This is a genomic window from Catenulispora sp. MAP12-49, from assembly GCF_041262705.1.
Taxonomy (GTDB): Bacteria; Actinomycetota; Actinomycetes; order Streptomycetales; family Catenulisporaceae; genus Catenulispora.
The window spans coordinates 52,415-69,342 of sequence record NZ_JBGCCP010000002.1 but is presented as its reverse complement, the minus strand read 5'-3'; the positions used below and the strand labels follow the sequence as shown (position 1 = coordinate 69,342).

Genomic DNA, 16,928 nt, shown 5'->3' with positions numbered 1-16,928 from the left:
CGGGGTCAGTTCGCCTTTCGTGCGGAACGGCCGGAGCGGCCGGAGGTACCGGAGCTGCCGGAACTGCCGGAACTGCCGGAGGTACCGGAGCTGCCGGAGCTCCCGGACAGGTTCTCGGCCACGGACAGCAGCGCGGAGTGGTCCTGGTCGCCCAGGCCCTGGGCGCGCGCGGCCTGGATCAGCGTGGCGACCAGGCTGGTCATCGGCAGCGCCACCTCGGCCTGCCGCGCGGCGTCCAGGGCGATGCCCATGTCCTTGTGGTGCAGGTCGATGCGGAACCCGGGCTTGAAGTCGCGGGCCAGCATCGACGCGCGCTTGAGCTCCAGGATCCGGGAGCCGGCCAGGCCCCCGGCGAGCATGTCCAGGCCCGCCGCGGCGTCCACGCCGGCGGCCTCCATCAGCACGATCGCCTCGGCGACCAGCGCGTAGGTACCGCCGACCACCAGCTGGTTCGCGGCCTTGACCACCTGTCCGGACCCAGCCGGGCCGCACAGCGCCGCGACCTTGCCGACCGCGTCGAACACCGGGCGCGCCGCGGCGAAGACCTCGGGCTCGCCGCCGACCATGATGGACAGGACGCCGTCGATCGCGCCCTTCTCGCCGCCGGACACCGGGGCGTCCAGCACGCGCACGCCGCGCGCCGCGCCGGCCTTGGCGACCTCGACGGAGGTCTCCGGGCGGATGGTGGAGAAGTCGATGAACAGCGTGCCGGGCTTGATGGACTCGAAGACGCCGCCCTCCCCCAGCACGGCGGCGGCGACGTGCGGGTGCGCGGGCAGCATCGTGATGACGACGTCGGCGCCGTCGATCGCCTCGGCGATGGAGGCCGCGCCGGTGCCGCCGGCCGCTTCGAGCTTGGCCACGTTCGGGGCGTTCAGGTCGTAGCCGGCGACCTCGAACCCGGCCTCGACCAGGTTCGCGGCCATCGGGGACCCCATGATCCCCAGGCCGATGAAGCCTATTCTCGTGCTCATGAAAGGGATTCCATCCATTCGAAGCTGTCGGTGGTGATGCCGGTGGACGGCTTGTACTCCAGCCCGACCCAGCCGCGCCCCGACTCAGCGGTGTAGCCGGCCTCGCTCAGGGCCTTGAACAAGGCGGTGAAGTCCAGGGCGCCGCTGTCGGGTTCGCCGCGCGCCGGGATGTCGGCGATCTGGACGTGGCCGAAGCGGTCGGCGTGCGCGGCGATCGTCGCGAACAGGTCTTCCTCCATGCGTGCCAGGTGGTAGAGGTCGCACAGGAAGGCCAGGTTGGTCGCACCGGTGGCGGCCGAGACCCGGTCGATCTCGGCCAGCGCCGCCGCGGTGGAGGTGATCGGGTACGCCGGGGACTCGATCGCGTTCAGCGCCTCGAGCAGGACGGTCGCCCCGATCCGGGACGCGGCGGCGGTGGCCGCCGCCAGGTTCTCCACCGCGAGGTCGTCCTGGAGGTCGTTCTGGAGGTCGACACGGCCCTCGATCCTGTTGCCGTACAACGCATTCAGGTTTCGGCAGCCGGTCCGCTCGGCGATCCCGACGGCGACGTCGATGCTGTCGCGGAAGCGCTTGGCGTGTTCGGGCACTGAGACCAAACCCTTCGCGCCGACGGACAGGTCGTCCAGGAAGTTCAGCCCGACCAGGGCGACCCCGGCGTCGTCCAGCGCGCCGACGAACGCGTCCACATCCCTGTCGGAGGGCACCGCCTCGGTCCCGAACGGCCACCAGAACTCCGCGGCGGTGAACCCGGCGGCGCGCGCCGCGGCGGGACGTTCCAGCAGCGGCAGTTCGGTGAACAGGATCGAGAGGTTGATGTCGAAGCGGAGCGTCACGAAGCTGCCTCCAGGCTGGCCTTGTACGCACGCCAGTCGGCGTGGTGGGAGATGTCGCGGTAGGTGTGGGGTTCGGTGTAGGTGCGGCGCCGGACCATCGACAGGGTGCCGCCGCCGTCTTCGAGCTCGATGACGCCGAGTTCGAGCTCGGCCGGCTCGGCCGGGAGCAGGGAGCGTTCCAGGACGTCCCAGGGCACGTCGTAGAGCTCGCCGACGACGCTGACCCCGCCGGACTCCACGGCCTCGATGGCCGGGAAGGCGTCGCCGACGGAGTAGAAGCGGTACTTCGGCGCGGTGCGTACGACGCCGACGAGCGGGGCGTCCCGCAGCAGGTGGTGCAGGGGGCCGCCACGCATGGCGCCGCCGTTGAGGAACATCAGGGTCATGCCGGGACTCCGCTCTCGATGGATTGGCTGGGAGTGGTGTGGTGGATCGCGGTGGCGACGTCGGCCAGGCTGCGGCCGGTCCCGCCATGACGGGCCGCGACGATCTCGGCGGCGATGGACAACGCGGTCTCCTCCGAGGTGCGCGCGCCGAGGTCGAGACCGATCGGGGCGTGCAGGTTCGCGATCTCGGCGTCGGTGAGCCCTGCTTCGCGCAGCCGCTCGGCGCGCTGGGCACACGTGCGCCGCGAGCCCATGGCCCCCACGTAGGCGATCGGCAGCCGCAGGGCCTTGACCAGCAGCGGGACGTCGAACTTGGCGTCATGGGTGAGCACGGCGACGACCGTGCGCGCGTCAACGCGGGTGGTCTCCAGGTAGCGGTGCGGCCAGGCGACCACAACGTCGTCGGCCTCGGGGAACCGACGGCGGGTGGCGAACACCGGCCGGGCGTCGCAGACCGTGACGTGGTAGCCCAGGTACTTCCCGACGCGGACCAGCGCGGCGGCGAAGTCGATGGCGCCGAAGACGAGCATGCGCGGCGCGGTGACGAAGGACTCGATGAAGACAGTCACCGCGTCGCCGCAGTCCTGACCCTCGCCCTCAGTACCGACGGTAATGGTGCCGGTGGCGCCGGACTCGACCATCGCGCGGGCATGACGGGCCACCACCCGATCGAGGTCGGAGCCGATGGAACCGGTCGCGGACCATGGATCGCCGTCGACAGCGATCGAAGCGCCGGGCGGCCCCCAGAGGATCTCAGGAGCCTGCGGACGGATCGCCATCGAGCGACCGATCAGCTCCGCCGGACCGGCAATCACCCGCGCCAACGCGATCGGATCGCCCGCGACCATGGCATCCAACGCCACACCGACCGCCGCCTCCGGCGCCGTGATCCGGCTCGGTGCGAAATCAGCGGGGTCCTGTTTTGGGAAGATGGGCTGGATGAACACCTCCAGCTCCCCGCCGCAGGTCAGCCCGACCGCGAAGGCGTCGTCGTCGCTGTACCCGAAGGTCTCCAGCACCGGCCGCCCGTGCTGCAGCGACTCGCGGCAGAGCTCGTACACCGCCGCCTCGACGCAGCCGCCGGAAACGCTCCCCACTGCCGTGCCCTCGGCGTCCACCGCCAGCGCCGCGCCAAGTTCGCGCGGGGCGCTGCCCTTCACCGCCACCACCGAGGCGACCGCGTAGGCTTTGCCGGCCGCGTGCCAGGTGTGCAGGTCCTGTGTGATGTCACGCATCGGCGAGCGCCTCCGTCAGGTCCTCTGGGCGGATCGGGACGCGCCGCAGGTCCAGGCCGGTGGCGTCGCGGATGGCGGCGGCGATCGCCGGGGTGGAGGACAGGGTCGGGGGTTCGCCGGCGCCGCGCAGGCCGTAGGGGGCGCGGGGGTCGGCGTTCTCCAGGATCTCCATCTTCATCGGGGGCATGTCGAGGATCGTGGGGATCAGGTAGTCGGTGAAGGAGGGGTTGCGGACCTTGCCGTCGCGGACCTGGATCTCCTCCATGACCGCCAGGCCCAGGCCCTGGGCGGAGCCGCCGTGCAGCTGGCCTTCCAGGGACAGCCGGTTCATGATCTTGCCGACGTCCTGGACCAGGTCCAGCGCGACCACCTTGATCAGCCCGAGTTCCACATCCACATCGACGACCGCGCGGTGCACCGCGAAGGCGAGCTGCGTATGCGAGTTCCCCTGGCCGGTGAACGGGTCCATGCGCTGCGTCGGGTGGTGGTGGTACTCGCGGGTCTCCTCGATCGGGCCGGACGCCAGCACCTGCTCCAGCGTGGCGACCACGCCCTCGGACAGCGACACGATCTTGCCGCCGACCAGCGACAAGTCGTCGTAGTCCCGGCCGTGGTCCGTCGCCAGCCGCGCGAACACCGCGGCGCGCACCGCCTCGCACGCGGTCTTCACCGCACCGCCGGTCATGTACGACTGCCGGGAGGCGGAGCTGGAGCCGGCGTTGCCGACCGAGTTGTCGGCCGGGTGGATGGCCACTTGCTCGACACCCAGCTCGGTGCGGGCGATCTGCGCCTCCAGCGTGACCAGGCCCTGCCCGACCTCGGCGGCGGCGGTGTGCACCAGGGCGCCGACGGTGCCGCCGAGCAGTTCCAGGCGCACGCGCGCGGTGGAGTAGTCGTCGAAGTCCTCGGAGAAGCAGATGTTCTTGACGCCCAGGCCATAGCCAACGCCGCGCACCACGCCTTCGCCATGCGTGGTGTTGGCGGTCGAACCGGGCAGGTTGCGCAGGTCCGAGGTGTCGGCCGGGGCCGGCATCGGCAGCGCCCTGAGCGTCTCCAGCATCTCGGCGACCGGCGCCGGTGCCTCCACGACCTGGCCGGTGGCGAGCGTGTCCCCCTGCGTCACGGCGTTGCGCTGACGGATGGTGACCGGGTCCAGGCCGAGGGCGGCGCCCAGCTTGTCCATCATCGACTCGTAGGCGAAGCAGGCCTGAACCGCGCCGAAGCCGCGCATGGCGCCGCACGGCGGGTTGTTGGTGTAGGCGCCGTAGGAATCGATCCTGATGTTCGGGACGACATACGGCCCGACCCCGAGCGAGGCGGCGTTGCCGACGACGTTCAAGGTGGCCGAGGTGTAGCCGCCGCCGTCCAGGACGATCTCCACGTCGGCGAACACCAGTCTGCCCTCGGCACTGGCGCCGTAGGTGTACTTCATCGACGCCGGATGCCGGTGCACGTGTCCGAAGAACGACTCTTCGCGGTTGTAGACCATCTTCACCGGTTTGCCGACGCGCAGCGCGAGCATCGCGGCGTGGATCTGCATCGACAGGTCCTCGCGTCCGCCGAACGCTCCGCCGACGCCGGACAGGGTCATCCGGACCTTCTGCTCCGGCAGACCCAGGCAGGGGGCGATCTGCGCAAGGTCGTTGTGCATCCATTGGGTGGCCACGTAGAGGTCGACGCCGCCGTCCTCGGCCGGGACCGCGAGCCCTGATTCGGGACCAAGGAACGCCTGATCCTGAATGCCGACCTCGTATTCGCCGGAGACGACGACGGCGCACCGGGCGCGCACCGCCGGATCGTCGACGTCGGCACCGACCCGGACCGGCTGGTGCCGCACGAGGTTGCCGTCCGGGTGGACGCGCGGGCTCTCCGGGTCGAACAGGGCCCGACGGGCGTCGACCACCGGTTCGAGCACCTCGTAGTCGACCTGGATCAGCTTCAGGGCCCGCCGCGCGGTCTCCGGGTGGTCGGCCGCGACCAGCGCCACCGGCTCGCCCTGGTGCCGGACCTCGCCGATGGCCAGGACCGGCTGGTCACGGACGTCCAGACCGTAGAGCTTGTGGCCGGGGACGTCCTCGTGGGTCAGGACCGCGTCGACCCCCGGCAGGTTCAGGGCCTCCCCGAAGGAGATCGAGCGGATCACGGCCCTGGGATGCGGGCTGCGCAGCGTCGCACCCCAGACCATGTCGTCCATGAACAAGTCGGAGGAGTAGGCGAACTCGCCCTTGACCTTCAACGGTCCATCCGGCCGCGTCGGAGAGTCGCCGACGCCGCCGCTGGTCGCGGACTGGTTCAACTCGCGCGGTGCGCGATCCGGGGCACGCGTGGGCATCAGGACACCTCCATCAACGTACGAGCAGCGGTCCGGCAGGCGCGCGCCAGCGCGTCCTCGTCGGCGGTGAGCAGCACCCCGTCCCGGACCACCGGGCTGCCGCCGACCGCGAGCAGCTTCAGCGGCGCCGGCGGGCCGAAGACCAGGGCGGCGACCGGATCGGCGATGTCGGCGTGGCCGAGGCCGTTCAGATCCCACAGCGCGAGGTCGCCGAGCTTGCCGACCTCCAGCGAGCCGATCTCGGCCTCGCGGCCCAGCACCTGCGCGCCGCCGGTGGTCCCCAGGCGCAGCGCGGCACGGGCGTTCAGGGACTCGGCCGGGTCGGAGGACAGGGCGCGCAGCCGGGAGATGTACATGGACTGCCGCAGCTCCTCCACGAGCATCCCCGACTCCTGCGAGGCCGCGCCGTCCACGCCGAGGCCGACGGGCGCGCCGGCGGCCAGCAGGTCCTTGATCCGGGCGTGGCCGGAGCCCAGGCGGGCGTTGGAGGAGGCGCAGTGTGCGGTGCCGGTGCCGGTGTCGGCGAAGCGGCGGATCGCCGAGTCCGACAGGTGCACACAGTGCGCCAGCCACACGTCCGGGCCGAGCCAGCCGAGCTTGTCGGCGTATTCGGCCGGGGTGCAGCCGTGGGTGGCCAGGCAGAAGCTCTCCTCGTCGAGCGTCTCGGCCAGGTGCGTGTGCAGCCGGACGCCGTGCTCGCGGGCCAGGGAGGCGCTTTGCACCATCAGGTCCGAGCTCACCGAGAACGGCGAGCACGGCGCCAGGCCGATGCGCAGCATCGAGTCGAACGACGGGTCGTGGTACCGGGTGATCGCGTCCTGACTGGCGGCCAGGATGTCGTCGAGGCGCTCGACCACCTCGTCCGGCGGCAGCCCGCCGTCGGAGACGCCGCGGTCCATCGAGCCGCGCGTGGGCTGGAACCGCAGCCCGATCTGGCGCGCCGCCTCGATCTCCGCGCCGAGCAAATCGCCGCCGCCTCGCGGGAAGACGTAGTGGTGGTCGGCCGAGGTGGTGCAGCCGGTCTTGGCCAGCCAGGCCAGGCCGCCGCGGGCCGCCGCGCCCAGGGTGTCCTCGGTCAGGCGCGCCCAGATCGGGTACAGCTCGACCAGCCAGCCGAACAGCGCCGCGTCCTGGGCCAGCCCGCGGGTGATCCACTGGTAGAGGTGGTGGTGGGTGTTGACCAGGCCCGGGGTGACCAGGCAGCCGGTGCCGTCGACTACGCGCGCGCCGGCAGTGCCCTCGACCCGCGGGGCCGGGCCCGGTCCGACGGCGGTGATCCGGCCGCTCTCGACGACGACGTGTCCGGCCTCGTATTCGGTCCCGGCGGCGTCGACCGTGGCGATCGCGGCGTTCTGGACGACGAGCGTGCTCATGCCACACCGGCCTCTGTGTTTGCCCGCGCCCTGCCGCGCTCGATGGCGGCCGCCTCTCGGACTGCGTCTAGGATCTTCTCGTAGCCCGTGCAGCGGCACAGGTTCCCGGCCAACGCCTCCCGGATCTCCGGGTCGGAGGGGGCGGGGTTGCGCTCGATGAGCGCGTGCGCCTGGACCAGCAGGCCGGGCGTGCAGAAGCCGCACTGGACGGCGCCGGCCTTGATGAAGCAGGCCTGGACCGGGTCCAGCCGGTCGCCGTCGGCGAGCCCTTCGACGGTGCGCACCTCGCGGTCCTGCACCTGGCCCGCGGCCACCAGGCAGGAGCAGACCGGGACGCCGTCGAGGTAGACCGTGCAGGACCCGCATTCACCCTGCTCACAGGCGTTCTTCGAACCCGGCAGGCCGACCCGCTCGCGCAGGACGTACAGCAGGCTCTCGCCCTCCCAGACGTCGTCGGCCTCGGCGCGCCGGCCGTTCACGGTGAAGGTCACTCTCATATCAGTTCCTTGCTGCTCTGGTACTCGCTCCAGGCCCAGGTCAGGGTGCGGCGGGCCATCACCGACAGCGCGTGCCGCCGGTAGGCGGCGGTGCCGCGGACGTCGTCGATCGGCGCGGCGGCGGCGGAGACCAGCTGGCCGAACCGCTTCGCGACACCCGGATCCAGCGCGCTGCGGTCCTCCCACGGCAGCGCGTCGGCCGCGAACAGCTCGGCCTCGAACGCCCGGCGCGGGGTCGGGGCGGCCGAGCCGATGCCGGAGCCGACCTTGCGCCCGGTGGCGTCGAGCGCCACGGCGAAGGAGCACACGGCGATGACCATCGCGTTGCGGGTGCCGATCTTCGAGAACTGCTGCGGGCCCTTCTTCGGGGCCAGCAGCACCGCCTTGATCAGCTCGTCCGGGGCCAGGGCGTTGCGCTTGACGCCGAGGTAGAACTCGGTCGCCGGGATCGTGCGCACGCCCCGCGCCGCGGACTCCACCTCGATGACCGCGTCGGTGGCGACCAGCACCGGGTGGGTGTCACCGGCCGGGGAGGCCGCGCCGAGGTTGCCGCCGACGCCGCCGCGGTTGCGGATCTGCGGCGAGCCGACGGTGCGCGCGGCCATGGCCAGGCCCGGCAGGACCGCGCCGAGCTCGTCGATGATGTGCGTGTAGGGGACGCTCGCGCCGAGCCGGACGTTGCCGTCGGGCTCGCGGCTCCACTGGTGCAGCGCCGGGATCCGGTTCAGGTCGATCAGGGCGCCGGGCCGGTGCCGGTCGAAGTTCAGCTCGACCATGACGTCGGTGCCGCCGGCGATCGGGACCGCGTCGGGCCGGCCGGCGCGTACGGCGAGCGCCTCGGCCCAGGTGGCGGGGCGTAGGAAGTCCACGGGTGTGCTCCGGTGCTCTCAGGTCCAGGCCGGGCCGGCGTCGGGGGCGTCGTCGCGGTGGACGCCGCCCTCGATCAGGCCGTAGGGCCGGTCGGCGGCGATGAACGTCTCGTTCGGGTTGTCCAGGCCGAACTGCGCCGTGTCGTAGAGGAAGTGGTGCTTGTTCGGCAGCGTCAGCCGTACCTCGCACAGCTCCGGGCTCTCTTCCAGGACCCGGGTGCCCATCTCGAACAGGGTCTGCTGGAGCGAGCGGCTGTGCGTTCGTACGAACGCCTCCAGCAGGGCGTTCCTGGCGCGCTCGTAGGATTTGCCCCAGTCGCCGGACTCGCCGGAATGCCGCCACTGCGCGCGGATCTCGGTGGCCAGGATGCGGTCGCGGGCCTCGGCCAGCGTCGTGTACTCGTCCTTGACGTAGCCCCGGAACTCCGAGTCGGTGGAGTTCAGCACGGTCAGGTCCTTCAGGCCGGACACCACCCAGACGCCGGTGCCGTCGTAGTGGACGGTGCAGGTCCGGGTGCCGCCGCCGGTGCGGGCGAAAGAGTGCGGGCCCTCGCCGATGCGGTCCCAGGCGTGTTCGTCGACCTCGACGCGGGCGTGGGTGATGCTCGGCTGGGAGTCGACGAAGTGCCGCGCCAGCAGCAGCGCGTACTCCTCGATCTCGACCGCGCCGTGCCGCTGCGCGAAGGCGAAGCAGGTGTTCTTCATGGTGTCGGTCGGCAGGACGCCGGAGTTGTCACCGGTCAGGTGGGTCGCGTCCAGGTCGCCGGACAGGGCGACGGAGACGGTCAGGTCCTTGATCCGGTGGACCGGGCCCTCCTTGGTGATCCGGACGATCCGGTTCTCGGCTTTGCCGTAACGGTTGTCCCCGAGGACGATCGACATCGGCTAGCTCCCTCGGTAGGTCGAGTAGGCGAACGGGCTGAGCAGCAGCGGGACGTGGTGGTGCGCGTCCGGGTCGGTCACCACGAAGGCGATCGCGACCTCGGGGTAGAAGAAGTCCTTGACGCCGGCGGCCTCGAAATAGGCGGCCGTGTCGAAGACCAGGCGGTGCGGACCGCCCAACAGGTCGGCGGCGAAGCGGATGCGGCCGTCGGCGTCGGTGCGCTCGCGCGCCACCGGGAGCCAGCCGTCGGGGCGGGCCACGTCGAGGCGGACCGGGACGCCTGCGGCCGGGCGGCCGGCGACGGCGTCCAGGACGTGGGTGGACAGGCTCATGCGCCGACCCCGACCTGTCCGAGCCGCTCCAGCCGCTCCAGCCGCAACAGCGCGATGCCGGCGAGCTCGGTGCGGACCTCCTGTTGCTCGGCCACCGCCTCGTTGTCCAGGCGCCGCCGGGCCTCGGCCAGGATCTGCTCGGCCGGGCGCCCCGAGGCGCAGATCAGGAAGACGTGGCCGAACCGGCGCTCGTACTCCCCGTTGGCCCGAGCCAGCGCGCCGAGCACCGCGGCATCCGCCGAGGCCGCCGCGGATTGCTCGGCGCGCGACCACTTCGCCTCCCGCGACTCCCCCGCCGCGCGGTCGCCGATGCGCGGGTGGGCGTCCAGCGCCTCCAGCACGTCGGACCACCGGAGGGCCTTGATCGCGGCGGCCGAGGCCGCGGCCAGCTCGCTCCAGCCGCCGTAGGGCCGGCCGCCGGCCATCGCGGCCACCCAGCGTCCGCTGGCGCAGCAAGCCGTCAGCTCCTGCCTGGCCTGGTCCTCGGACCAGCCGTTGAGCGCGGCCACCGCCTCGCGGCGGGCATCGTCCGGCATCAGCGGCTCCTTTCCGAGCTATGAGGGGTTCGGGGTACGACGGTGAGTGAACCGCCGCCGCCCCCGGTCCGGCCACGGTCCGAAACCATGAAGGGACCCTCCGGCAGCGGCCCGGGTTTCGGACGATCCTCCAAAGACGCCGGACAGAAACCGTTCCTAGGCTGCGCGAAGCGGAGGTAGCCTCTTTTTCGATCAACGACCGCCCCAGCCGGGAGGGGACCATGCGACTGCGCCAGCTGCTGGACACCCCGATGCCCGGCCTGGAACTGCTCGCCGGCACCGACGCCCTGCTCGAGCGCGAGATCAGCTGGGTGGCGACCACCGACCTGCTGGATCCCGGCCGCTACCTCAACGGCGGCGAGCTGGTGCTCACCGGCCTGATCTGGCGGCGCGAGCCACGCGACTCCGAGCGCTTCGCCCGGGCCGTCGCCGAGGCCGGGGCCGCAGCCGTCGCAGCCGGCGACGCCTCCGGGGCACCGATCCCGCGCGATCTGATCCGCGCCTGCCGGGCCCACCGCACTCCCCTGTTCCGGGTCCCGACCGAGCTGGCCTTCGCCACCCTCACCGAGCACCTGGCCCGGCAGCTGTCCGCCGAGCGGGCCGCGGACATCGGCTCGGTCCTGGAGCGCCACGGCCGCCTGGCCTCGGCCTCGGCAGCCGGCACCGCGCTCGCGCCGATCCTGGATCTGCTGGCCCAGGACCTCGGCATGCCCTGCTGGGTCCTCACCCCCGCCGGCCGCCCGGTCGCCGCCTCGCACGAACCCATGCCCCCGGCCGAAGCCGAGGCGACGGTGCGCGAAGCACTGCGCGCCGGGCAGCTCCCGGCCCGCATCCGCCGCCGCTCGGCGTTCGCGATCAGCTCCGGCTCCCCGCTGACCGACTGGTACCTGGTCTTCGACGGCGACTACGAACGCTGGGACCCCCGCCGCCAGGCCCTGGCCTCCAAAGCCGCGGCCGTCCTGGCGATCGAGCGCGAACGGCTGGCCGCCCGCCGCGAACCCCTGCGCCAGCTCGGCGCCGAACTGGTGCGCCTGGTCGCCGAGGACGGCGGCGCCGCCGAGATAGCGGCCCGCGCCGACCTGGTCGGCGCCGGAGCGGAGACCGAGGTGCAGGCGGTGGCGCTGGCCGGTCCGGCGGGCCAGTCCGGGGCGATACTGCGGGCGCTGTTGGACGACGCGACCGAGGGGGCGCCGCCGCACCACGCGCCCGAGACGGCTGAGCATACGAGCGCCGCGCACGCGAGCGCCGACCACGACGTCCCGGTCGCCGAGTTCGACGACCACGCCGTCGCCCTGGTCCCGAACCCGCCGCCGGACGTGGCCGGCCAGCTGCGCACCCTTCTGGCCGGCATGACCGGCGGGCTGGGCCGGGAACGGCTGGCGATCGGCGTGGGCAGCCGACGCGCGACAGGCTTGCGGGCCACCGTCGAGGAGGCCCGGCACGCGCTGCGGATCGGTCGTGCCCGCAGCGACCAGGTGAGCGTCATCGGGCACGAGGAACTGGCCTCGCACGTGCTGCTGCTGTCGGGGCTGCCGGAGGACGTGCGACTGGCCTACCGGGACCGGCTTCTCGGGCCTTTGCGAGCCTACGACGCGCTGCACCGCTCGGATCTGGAGGCCACGCTGGAGGCCTTTCTGGCGTGCTCGACGTCCTGGACACGCTGCGCCGAGCAGATGCACGTCCATGTCAATACTCTGCGATATCGGATCGCGCGCATCGAGGAGCTGACCGGGCGCAGCCTGGCCGATCTGGAGACGCAGGTGGATCTGTTCCTGGCGCTTCGACTGCGGTAACGCGCATGGAGACACACACGGAAGCACACATCGCCGCGGTGATCCTGGCGGCCGGCGGCGGGCAGCGACTGGGCGGACGTCCGAAGGCGTTGCTGACTCACGGCGGCGAACTGCTCATCGAACGCGCGGTTCGCACGGCGCGCGCCGGCGGCTGCCGCTCGGTGGTCGTGGTGCTCGGCGCCGGGGCGGCCGAGGTACAACAGCAGGCTGATTTGACCGGGTGCATCGTGGTGGTGAATCAGGACTGGACGACAGGAATGGGCTCGTCCTTGCGCGCGGGGTTGGCGGCACTGCCCAGCTCCTGCGATACGGCCGTGATCCTGTTGGTGGATCAGCCTTTCGTCACGGCCGAGGCGGTCGGCGCGGTCATCGCGGCCTTCGCCTCCGGCGCGGAGGTCGCCACCGCGACGTACCAGGGCCGGCGCGGGCATCCGGTGCTCATCGCCGCGCGGCACTGGCCCGAGGCGTCGGCGGCGGCCGTGGGCGACCGGGGCGCGCGGGACTTTCTGGCACGGCACGAGGTACTGGCCGTGCCCTGCGAGGGATCGCCGGCCGACATCGATGTACCCGAGGACTTGATGCTGCTTGACTGAGCGTTGAACACCTTACGGGCTAACGGACCAAAGGACGCCGATGGCGCACATCAGAACCCTGAAGGACGTGCACCCCACCCGCCGCGGACTGGTGCTCGCCTGGTGGTCGTTCACCGCCATGTTCGGCGGGCTGCGACTGCTGACCTGGGCCATCCATGTGCACGTGCGCGGATTCGGGAACGTCACGGCCGGGGGCGTGCACATCCACCACTATCTGTGGGGAATCCTGATCCTGATATGCGTGGGGGCCGCCGGGGTGGTCGAGCGGTCGCCACAGTGGCACGCGTGGATGGGGCTGTTCTTCGGGATCGGGCTGGCGCTCGTCGTGGACGAGGCGGCACTGCTGATCGAGCTGAAGGACGTGTACTGGACCGGCGCCGGCGGGGTGAGCGTGGCGATCGCGGTGATCCTCATCGGGCTGGCCGGGAGCGTGCTGGCGCTGACGCGGGTGCGCGGCGTCGAGGAGTAGCGGACTTCTTGCGGAAGTCGGCGCAGGGCTTTCCCTGCGCTGGCGCATTACCTCTCGAATCCGGGCCCTGGCCGCGATAAAACAGAGCGTTGAGTCACCTCGCGCCTACGCTCAGCCCACCCCGCCCACCCGAAGGAGCCCGCGTGACCCCCCACCCCCGCCGTGCCGGCGCCGCGCTCGCCATCAGTCTGCTGGCCGTGCCGGCCTTGACCGCGAGCCCCACGCGAGCAGCTGGCGCACCCCTGCCGCCTGGCACGTACGTCTACGTCGCGAACGCGGCCTCGAACTCGGTCTCGGTCATCGACACCGCGAGCCAGACCGTGGTCGCCACCGTCCCGGTCGGCACCGCACCCACCGGCATCGCCGCCTCCGCCGACGGACACCGGGTCTACGTCACCGACTCCGGCGCGAACGCGGTGTCGGTCATCGACACCCAGGCCGCATCCGGCCCGGCGGTCGTGGCCACCATCCCGGTCGGCCGCCAACCCCAATCCGCAGCCCTGTCCCCCGACGGCACCCGGCTGTACGTCGGCGACGACATCACCGGCACCGTCTCGGTCATCGACACCACCTCCGACGCGGTCCTGGCGACCATCGCCGCCGGCCCCGGCACCGAGGGCCTGGCCGTCTCCCCGGACGGCTCGCGGGTGTACGCGGCCGACACCGGCGGCTCCTCGGTCACGGTCATCGACGCGGCCACGAACACCGTCGTGGCCACAGTCCCGGTCGGCCAGACCCCGGTGGGCCTGACGGTCTCCCCCGACGGCTCGCACGTCTACGTCCCCGACTACGGCAGCGGCCAGGTCTCAGTGATCGACACCGCGACCGAGACCGTCTCCACAACCATCCAGGTCGGCGCCAACCCACACAGCGCCGCCGTGACCCCGGACGGCACGACCGTCTACGTCACCGACGCCGGCTCCGGCACCGTCTCGGTGATCACCACCGCGACCGAGACAATGACCTCCACCTTCAGCGTCGGCGCCGCACCCCACGGCATCGCCCTGGCCGTGGCCCCCACCGGCGGCGCCGCCTACGTCGCCGACTTCGGCGCAGCCAGCGTCTCAGCGGTGAACCTGGCCACCGACGCCCTGACCGCCACGATCGGCGTCGGCACGAACCCGGTGTACCTGGCAGTGTCGGTGATCAAGCCCCTCCCGACGAAGCTGACCGCCGGCACAGCGGTACTGACCCTGCTCCCCCTCGGCGAGGCGAACCTGAACGCGACGCTGACCAGCAACGGAGCCCCGGTGGCCGGCCAGAAGATCACCTTCAAGGACGACAGCGGCGAGTTCCTGTGCAGCGCGACGACAGACAGCAAGGGCCACGCCGCGTGCAACACGGTACCGGGGCTGCTGGACTCGGTCGGGGTACTGCTCGGCGGGTACCAGGCGACGTTCGCCGGGAGCACGTACTACCTGCCGTCGTGCGCGCATGGGGACACGGCGCTGTTGTAGGGGCTGATGCGGCAAGCCGGTGAGCAGCGGGTCGCCGCTCACCGGCTTTTTGTCCACCCAGGCATTTCTTCAACATCTGTGCCCAGAACGCCGAGTCGCCTTCCGCCGCCATCAGGACGAGGCTGGAAGTATGCGTCAGGAACAATGGCTGTCGCAGGCAGTCGAGGTCGGCAAGATCAGCAGTTTGCCGCGATGGGACGCCCAAATTCCACTGACGGCCAAGGGGACCGGGGATCCCAGAGACACCCCGCCACGGCGAAAGGAGGCTCTGGAACGCATCTCCAAGCAGCTCCCCCGCGTCGCTCATCACCCCGGCGGGACGGCCCGACTCTTACTTCTCGTCCTCGAGCAGGTGGAAGAGGCATGGGAGGTGTCGTATATCTTCGAGCCGCTGTGGGATACGTTGCACGGCGCTCAGGATTGCTTGTGGGAGAATACCGATCTCTACACCGGAAACGGTGACGACGCCAGAGCCACACAAGCGGCTCTCGCCCTGCTGGAAAGTCTCGATGCCCAGATTCTGGCCGAAGACTCCCTGGTGAGTGGCCTGCTCATGGAGCGCGCCGAGGCTTGCGACCGGGCAGCCGAGGAAGCTCAACGAGCGATGGAAACCGTGGATGAGGTTCCCAGTGATTTCGGGGGGAACGTACGGGACCTCATACGCGCCAAGGCGATTCCGTACCTCACGTGCTATTCGTCCCTCGCTTCAGCGACGCGAGCGCTTGTAAGCTGTTATAACGGAGATACCGACGGATACCTGGAGGCGGCCATCTCCAATCTGGGCGAGATGGAGAAGCATCCGGACATGGATCCCGTCATGGCCACCGAACTGCGGGCCGGCAGGTTCAGTCTCACCGAATTGCTGGGGCGGAGGGCTGACCGCTGGCTGCGCATCAACAGGGGAAAGCTGGTGTATATATACCCGTTCGGGTTCAAATGTACGGATCCATCAGCCACTGTCGCCGACATAGGATCTCTCCCGGAATTGACACTGGCGAATGCGGAGGGAAGCCAGTCCGAGCTTGACCTCAATGACATCTGGGCAAGTAGCGGTACGGCAGATCGCTACACCGGCTGCCTCATCAAGCTGCCGGCCGTCTCGGTCTGGACATCGGCCGCCCCGAGCGGCAGGAAGCTGGAAGAGCTCGACGCCCGTATCGTCGTCTCCAGCTTCGGAAACCACTACGTCCGACTCGAAGCCGAACTCAGCGAAGTCTACCCGCCGGACCTCTACCAAATGCTGATCCGCGCCGCACCGGAGTCTGGCAGGTTGCTCGTCGGATTCGCGGACGCGAACAGCCAGAACGGGCAAACATGGCCCCGCCTGTCAGCCCTCGCTTACAGCCTGGCGAACGACCTCGGGGCGAAGCTCGGCTACGACCCGGAAACCGTGATCTGCCGACCCGCCCTTTACCACGTGATCATGAGCGTGGAAGCCGCCTCGACGACCCGCGGGGTCGCGTCTGCGCACAGGGCCGCCGACCGCCGCGAGACCCTGAAAAGGGCCGACTTGAGGACCGCCGTCGGGATCGAGTTGCTGACGAACCCGATCCCCAGCCTCATAGGATCCATGGCGGAGTGGATCAGGTATGCCAACCTTCCGGATACTTCGGGGAGTATGGAGGGGGCACTGGGAGAATGGGTCGTGAGAACCTGCAACACGACATCGGTCATCGCATTGGGTCAGTCGAACTTCGCCATCGGCACCTGGATCGCCGCGACAGAATTCGTCGCCTCGCTGGACGGCTTGCTGGAGGCCTGGTCCAGCGAATTGTTCGACCACCATAACAGAACCGACGGCTTCGAGCGGAATTGGTGGGAGATCGAGGAGCCGCGGGACAAAAGCGCCTCCGAACAAGTAAAGCCCAGGCAGAGACGTCGCGATAACCGTACGGCCACCAAGAAGCTCTCTCACGACATGACCGACGAGAGGATGCAGATCGAGGCTTTCAGCGTCCGCCTGCATGCGACCGAGGCGGCGCTTTCCTCGGCGTCTCTCGTCGCCTCTCCGCTGACCGCCAACATATTGCGCGGACTGTTGGAAATGTCAGGCTACCCGCGGAAGGTGGAACACATTCATCACGACATGGAATTCCTTTCCCACGGACAGCTCGATGAAGCCCTGAAACAGCTGGCGCGCGAGCTGGCGGCGATGGAGAGGGAGAGCCAGGCGCGGAGGCTGGCACTGGTCACCGCCGTGATAGCGGCCATGGGGATATCCGGGCTGGCCCAGCTTCTGGAATCCGGATATCAATGGCACCGGACGATCACGATCCTCATCGTCGCGGTGGTGATCGTCATCGCGATCGCGGTGGCCGTGGCACAGCAGACGTGGGCCTACGTGCCGCGCGGTAGACGCAAATAGC

Annotated in this window: 16 protein-coding genes; 5 read left to right on the top strand and 11 right to left on the bottom strand. The window is 70.6% G+C overall.

The genetic code is table 11. The annotated features are described in order from the left end of the window. Positions 1–5: 5 nt before the first annotated feature. The 11 genes from ABIA35_RS04465 to uraD are packed head-to-tail and all read right to left on the bottom strand — an operon-like array spanning position 6 to position 10,250. Entirely contained in the window at positions 6–974 is a 969-nt protein-coding gene (locus ABIA35_RS04465; RefSeq protein ID WP_370356779.1) for a 2-hydroxy-3-oxopropionate reductase, read from the bottom strand. Continuing rightward, complete coding sequence (locus tag ABIA35_RS04460; RefSeq protein WP_370356777.1) at positions 971–1,807, bottom strand: hydroxypyruvate isomerase family protein; 837 nt, start codon at positions 1,805–1,807, stop codon at positions 971–973. The genes ABIA35_RS04465 and ABIA35_RS04460 overlap by 4 nt, the downstream gene beginning before the upstream one ends. Then, complete coding sequence (locus tag ABIA35_RS04455) at positions 1,804–2,193, bottom strand: gamma-glutamylcyclotransferase (protein WP_370356775.1); 390 nt, start codon at positions 2,191–2,193, stop codon at positions 1,804–1,806. The genes ABIA35_RS04460 and ABIA35_RS04455 overlap by 4 nt, the downstream gene beginning before the upstream one ends. Then, positions 2,190–3,428, bottom strand: coding sequence for an XdhC family protein (locus ABIA35_RS04450; protein WP_370356773.1), 1,239 nt, complete (start codon positions 3,426–3,428; stop codon positions 2,190–2,192). The genes ABIA35_RS04455 and ABIA35_RS04450 overlap by 4 nt, the downstream gene beginning before the upstream one ends. After that, positions 3,421–5,760 (bottom strand): xanthine dehydrogenase subunit D, encoded by a 2,340-nt coding sequence (gene pucD / locus ABIA35_RS04445; protein WP_370356771.1) that lies wholly within the window; start codon positions 5,758–5,760, stop codon positions 3,421–3,423. Before pucD ends, ABIA35_RS04450 begins: the two co-directional genes overlap by 8 nt. Then, positions 5,760–7,133 (bottom strand): 8-oxoguanine deaminase, encoded by a 1,374-nt coding sequence (locus tag ABIA35_RS04440; RefSeq protein ID WP_370356769.1) that lies wholly within the window; start codon positions 7,131–7,133, stop codon positions 5,760–5,762. The genes pucD and ABIA35_RS04440 overlap by 1 nt, the downstream gene beginning before the upstream one ends. Next, positions 7,130–7,630, bottom strand: coding sequence for a (2Fe-2S)-binding protein (locus ABIA35_RS04435; RefSeq protein WP_370356767.1), 501 nt, complete (start codon positions 7,628–7,630; stop codon positions 7,130–7,132). The genes ABIA35_RS04440 and ABIA35_RS04435 overlap by 4 nt, the downstream gene beginning before the upstream one ends. Next, positions 7,627–8,499, bottom strand: a complete 873-nt coding sequence (locus tag ABIA35_RS04430; RefSeq protein WP_370356765.1) for a xanthine dehydrogenase family protein subunit M — start codon at positions 8,497–8,499, stop codon at positions 7,627–7,629. The genes ABIA35_RS04435 and ABIA35_RS04430 overlap by 4 nt, the downstream gene beginning before the upstream one ends. Positions 8,500–8,517: 18 nt before the next feature. Next, positions 8,518–9,381, bottom strand: a complete 864-nt coding sequence (gene pucL, locus ABIA35_RS04425) for a factor-independent urate hydroxylase (protein ID WP_370356763.1) — start codon at positions 9,379–9,381, stop codon at positions 8,518–8,520. Positions 9,382–9,384: 3 nt separating this feature from the next. Next, positions 9,385–9,714 (bottom strand): hydroxyisourate hydrolase, encoded by a 330-nt coding sequence (gene uraH / locus ABIA35_RS04420; protein ID WP_370356761.1) that lies wholly within the window; start codon positions 9,712–9,714, stop codon positions 9,385–9,387. Next, positions 9,711–10,250: a 2-oxo-4-hydroxy-4-carboxy-5-ureidoimidazoline decarboxylase gene (gene uraD, locus ABIA35_RS04415; RefSeq protein WP_370356759.1), complete on the bottom strand. Its 540-nt coding sequence runs from the start codon at positions 10,248–10,250 to the stop codon at positions 9,711–9,713. The genes uraH and uraD overlap by 4 nt, the downstream gene beginning before the upstream one ends. Before the next feature lie 221 nt (positions 10,251–10,471). On the opposite strand from uraD, the gene ABIA35_RS04410 reads away from it, so the two are divergent. From ABIA35_RS04410 to ABIA35_RS04390, 5 genes are all read left to right on the top strand, one after another. Next, entirely contained in the window at positions 10,472–12,043 is a 1,572-nt protein-coding gene (locus tag ABIA35_RS04410) for a PucR family transcriptional regulator ligand-binding domain-containing protein (RefSeq protein WP_370356757.1), read from the top strand. A 5-nt stretch (positions 12,044–12,048) separates the two neighbouring features. Beyond that, positions 12,049–12,636 (top strand): NTP transferase domain-containing protein, encoded by a 588-nt coding sequence (locus ABIA35_RS04405; RefSeq protein WP_370356755.1) that lies wholly within the window; start codon positions 12,049–12,051, stop codon positions 12,634–12,636. A gap of 40 nt (positions 12,637–12,676) precedes the next feature. Further along, positions 12,677–13,105, top strand: coding sequence for a hypothetical protein (locus ABIA35_RS04400; RefSeq protein ID WP_370356753.1), 429 nt, complete (start codon positions 12,677–12,679; stop codon positions 13,103–13,105). Positions 13,106–13,248: 143 nt separating this feature from the next. Beyond that, complete coding sequence (locus tag ABIA35_RS04395) at positions 13,249–14,562, top strand: beta-propeller fold lactonase family protein (protein ID WP_370356751.1); 1,314 nt, start codon at positions 13,249–13,251, stop codon at positions 14,560–14,562. Positions 14,563–14,692: 130 nt separating this feature from the next. Continuing rightward, positions 14,693–16,927: a hypothetical protein gene (locus tag ABIA35_RS04390; RefSeq protein WP_370356749.1), complete on the top strand. Its 2,235-nt coding sequence runs from the start codon at positions 14,693–14,695 to the stop codon at positions 16,925–16,927. Position 16,928: the final 1 nt, after the last annotated feature.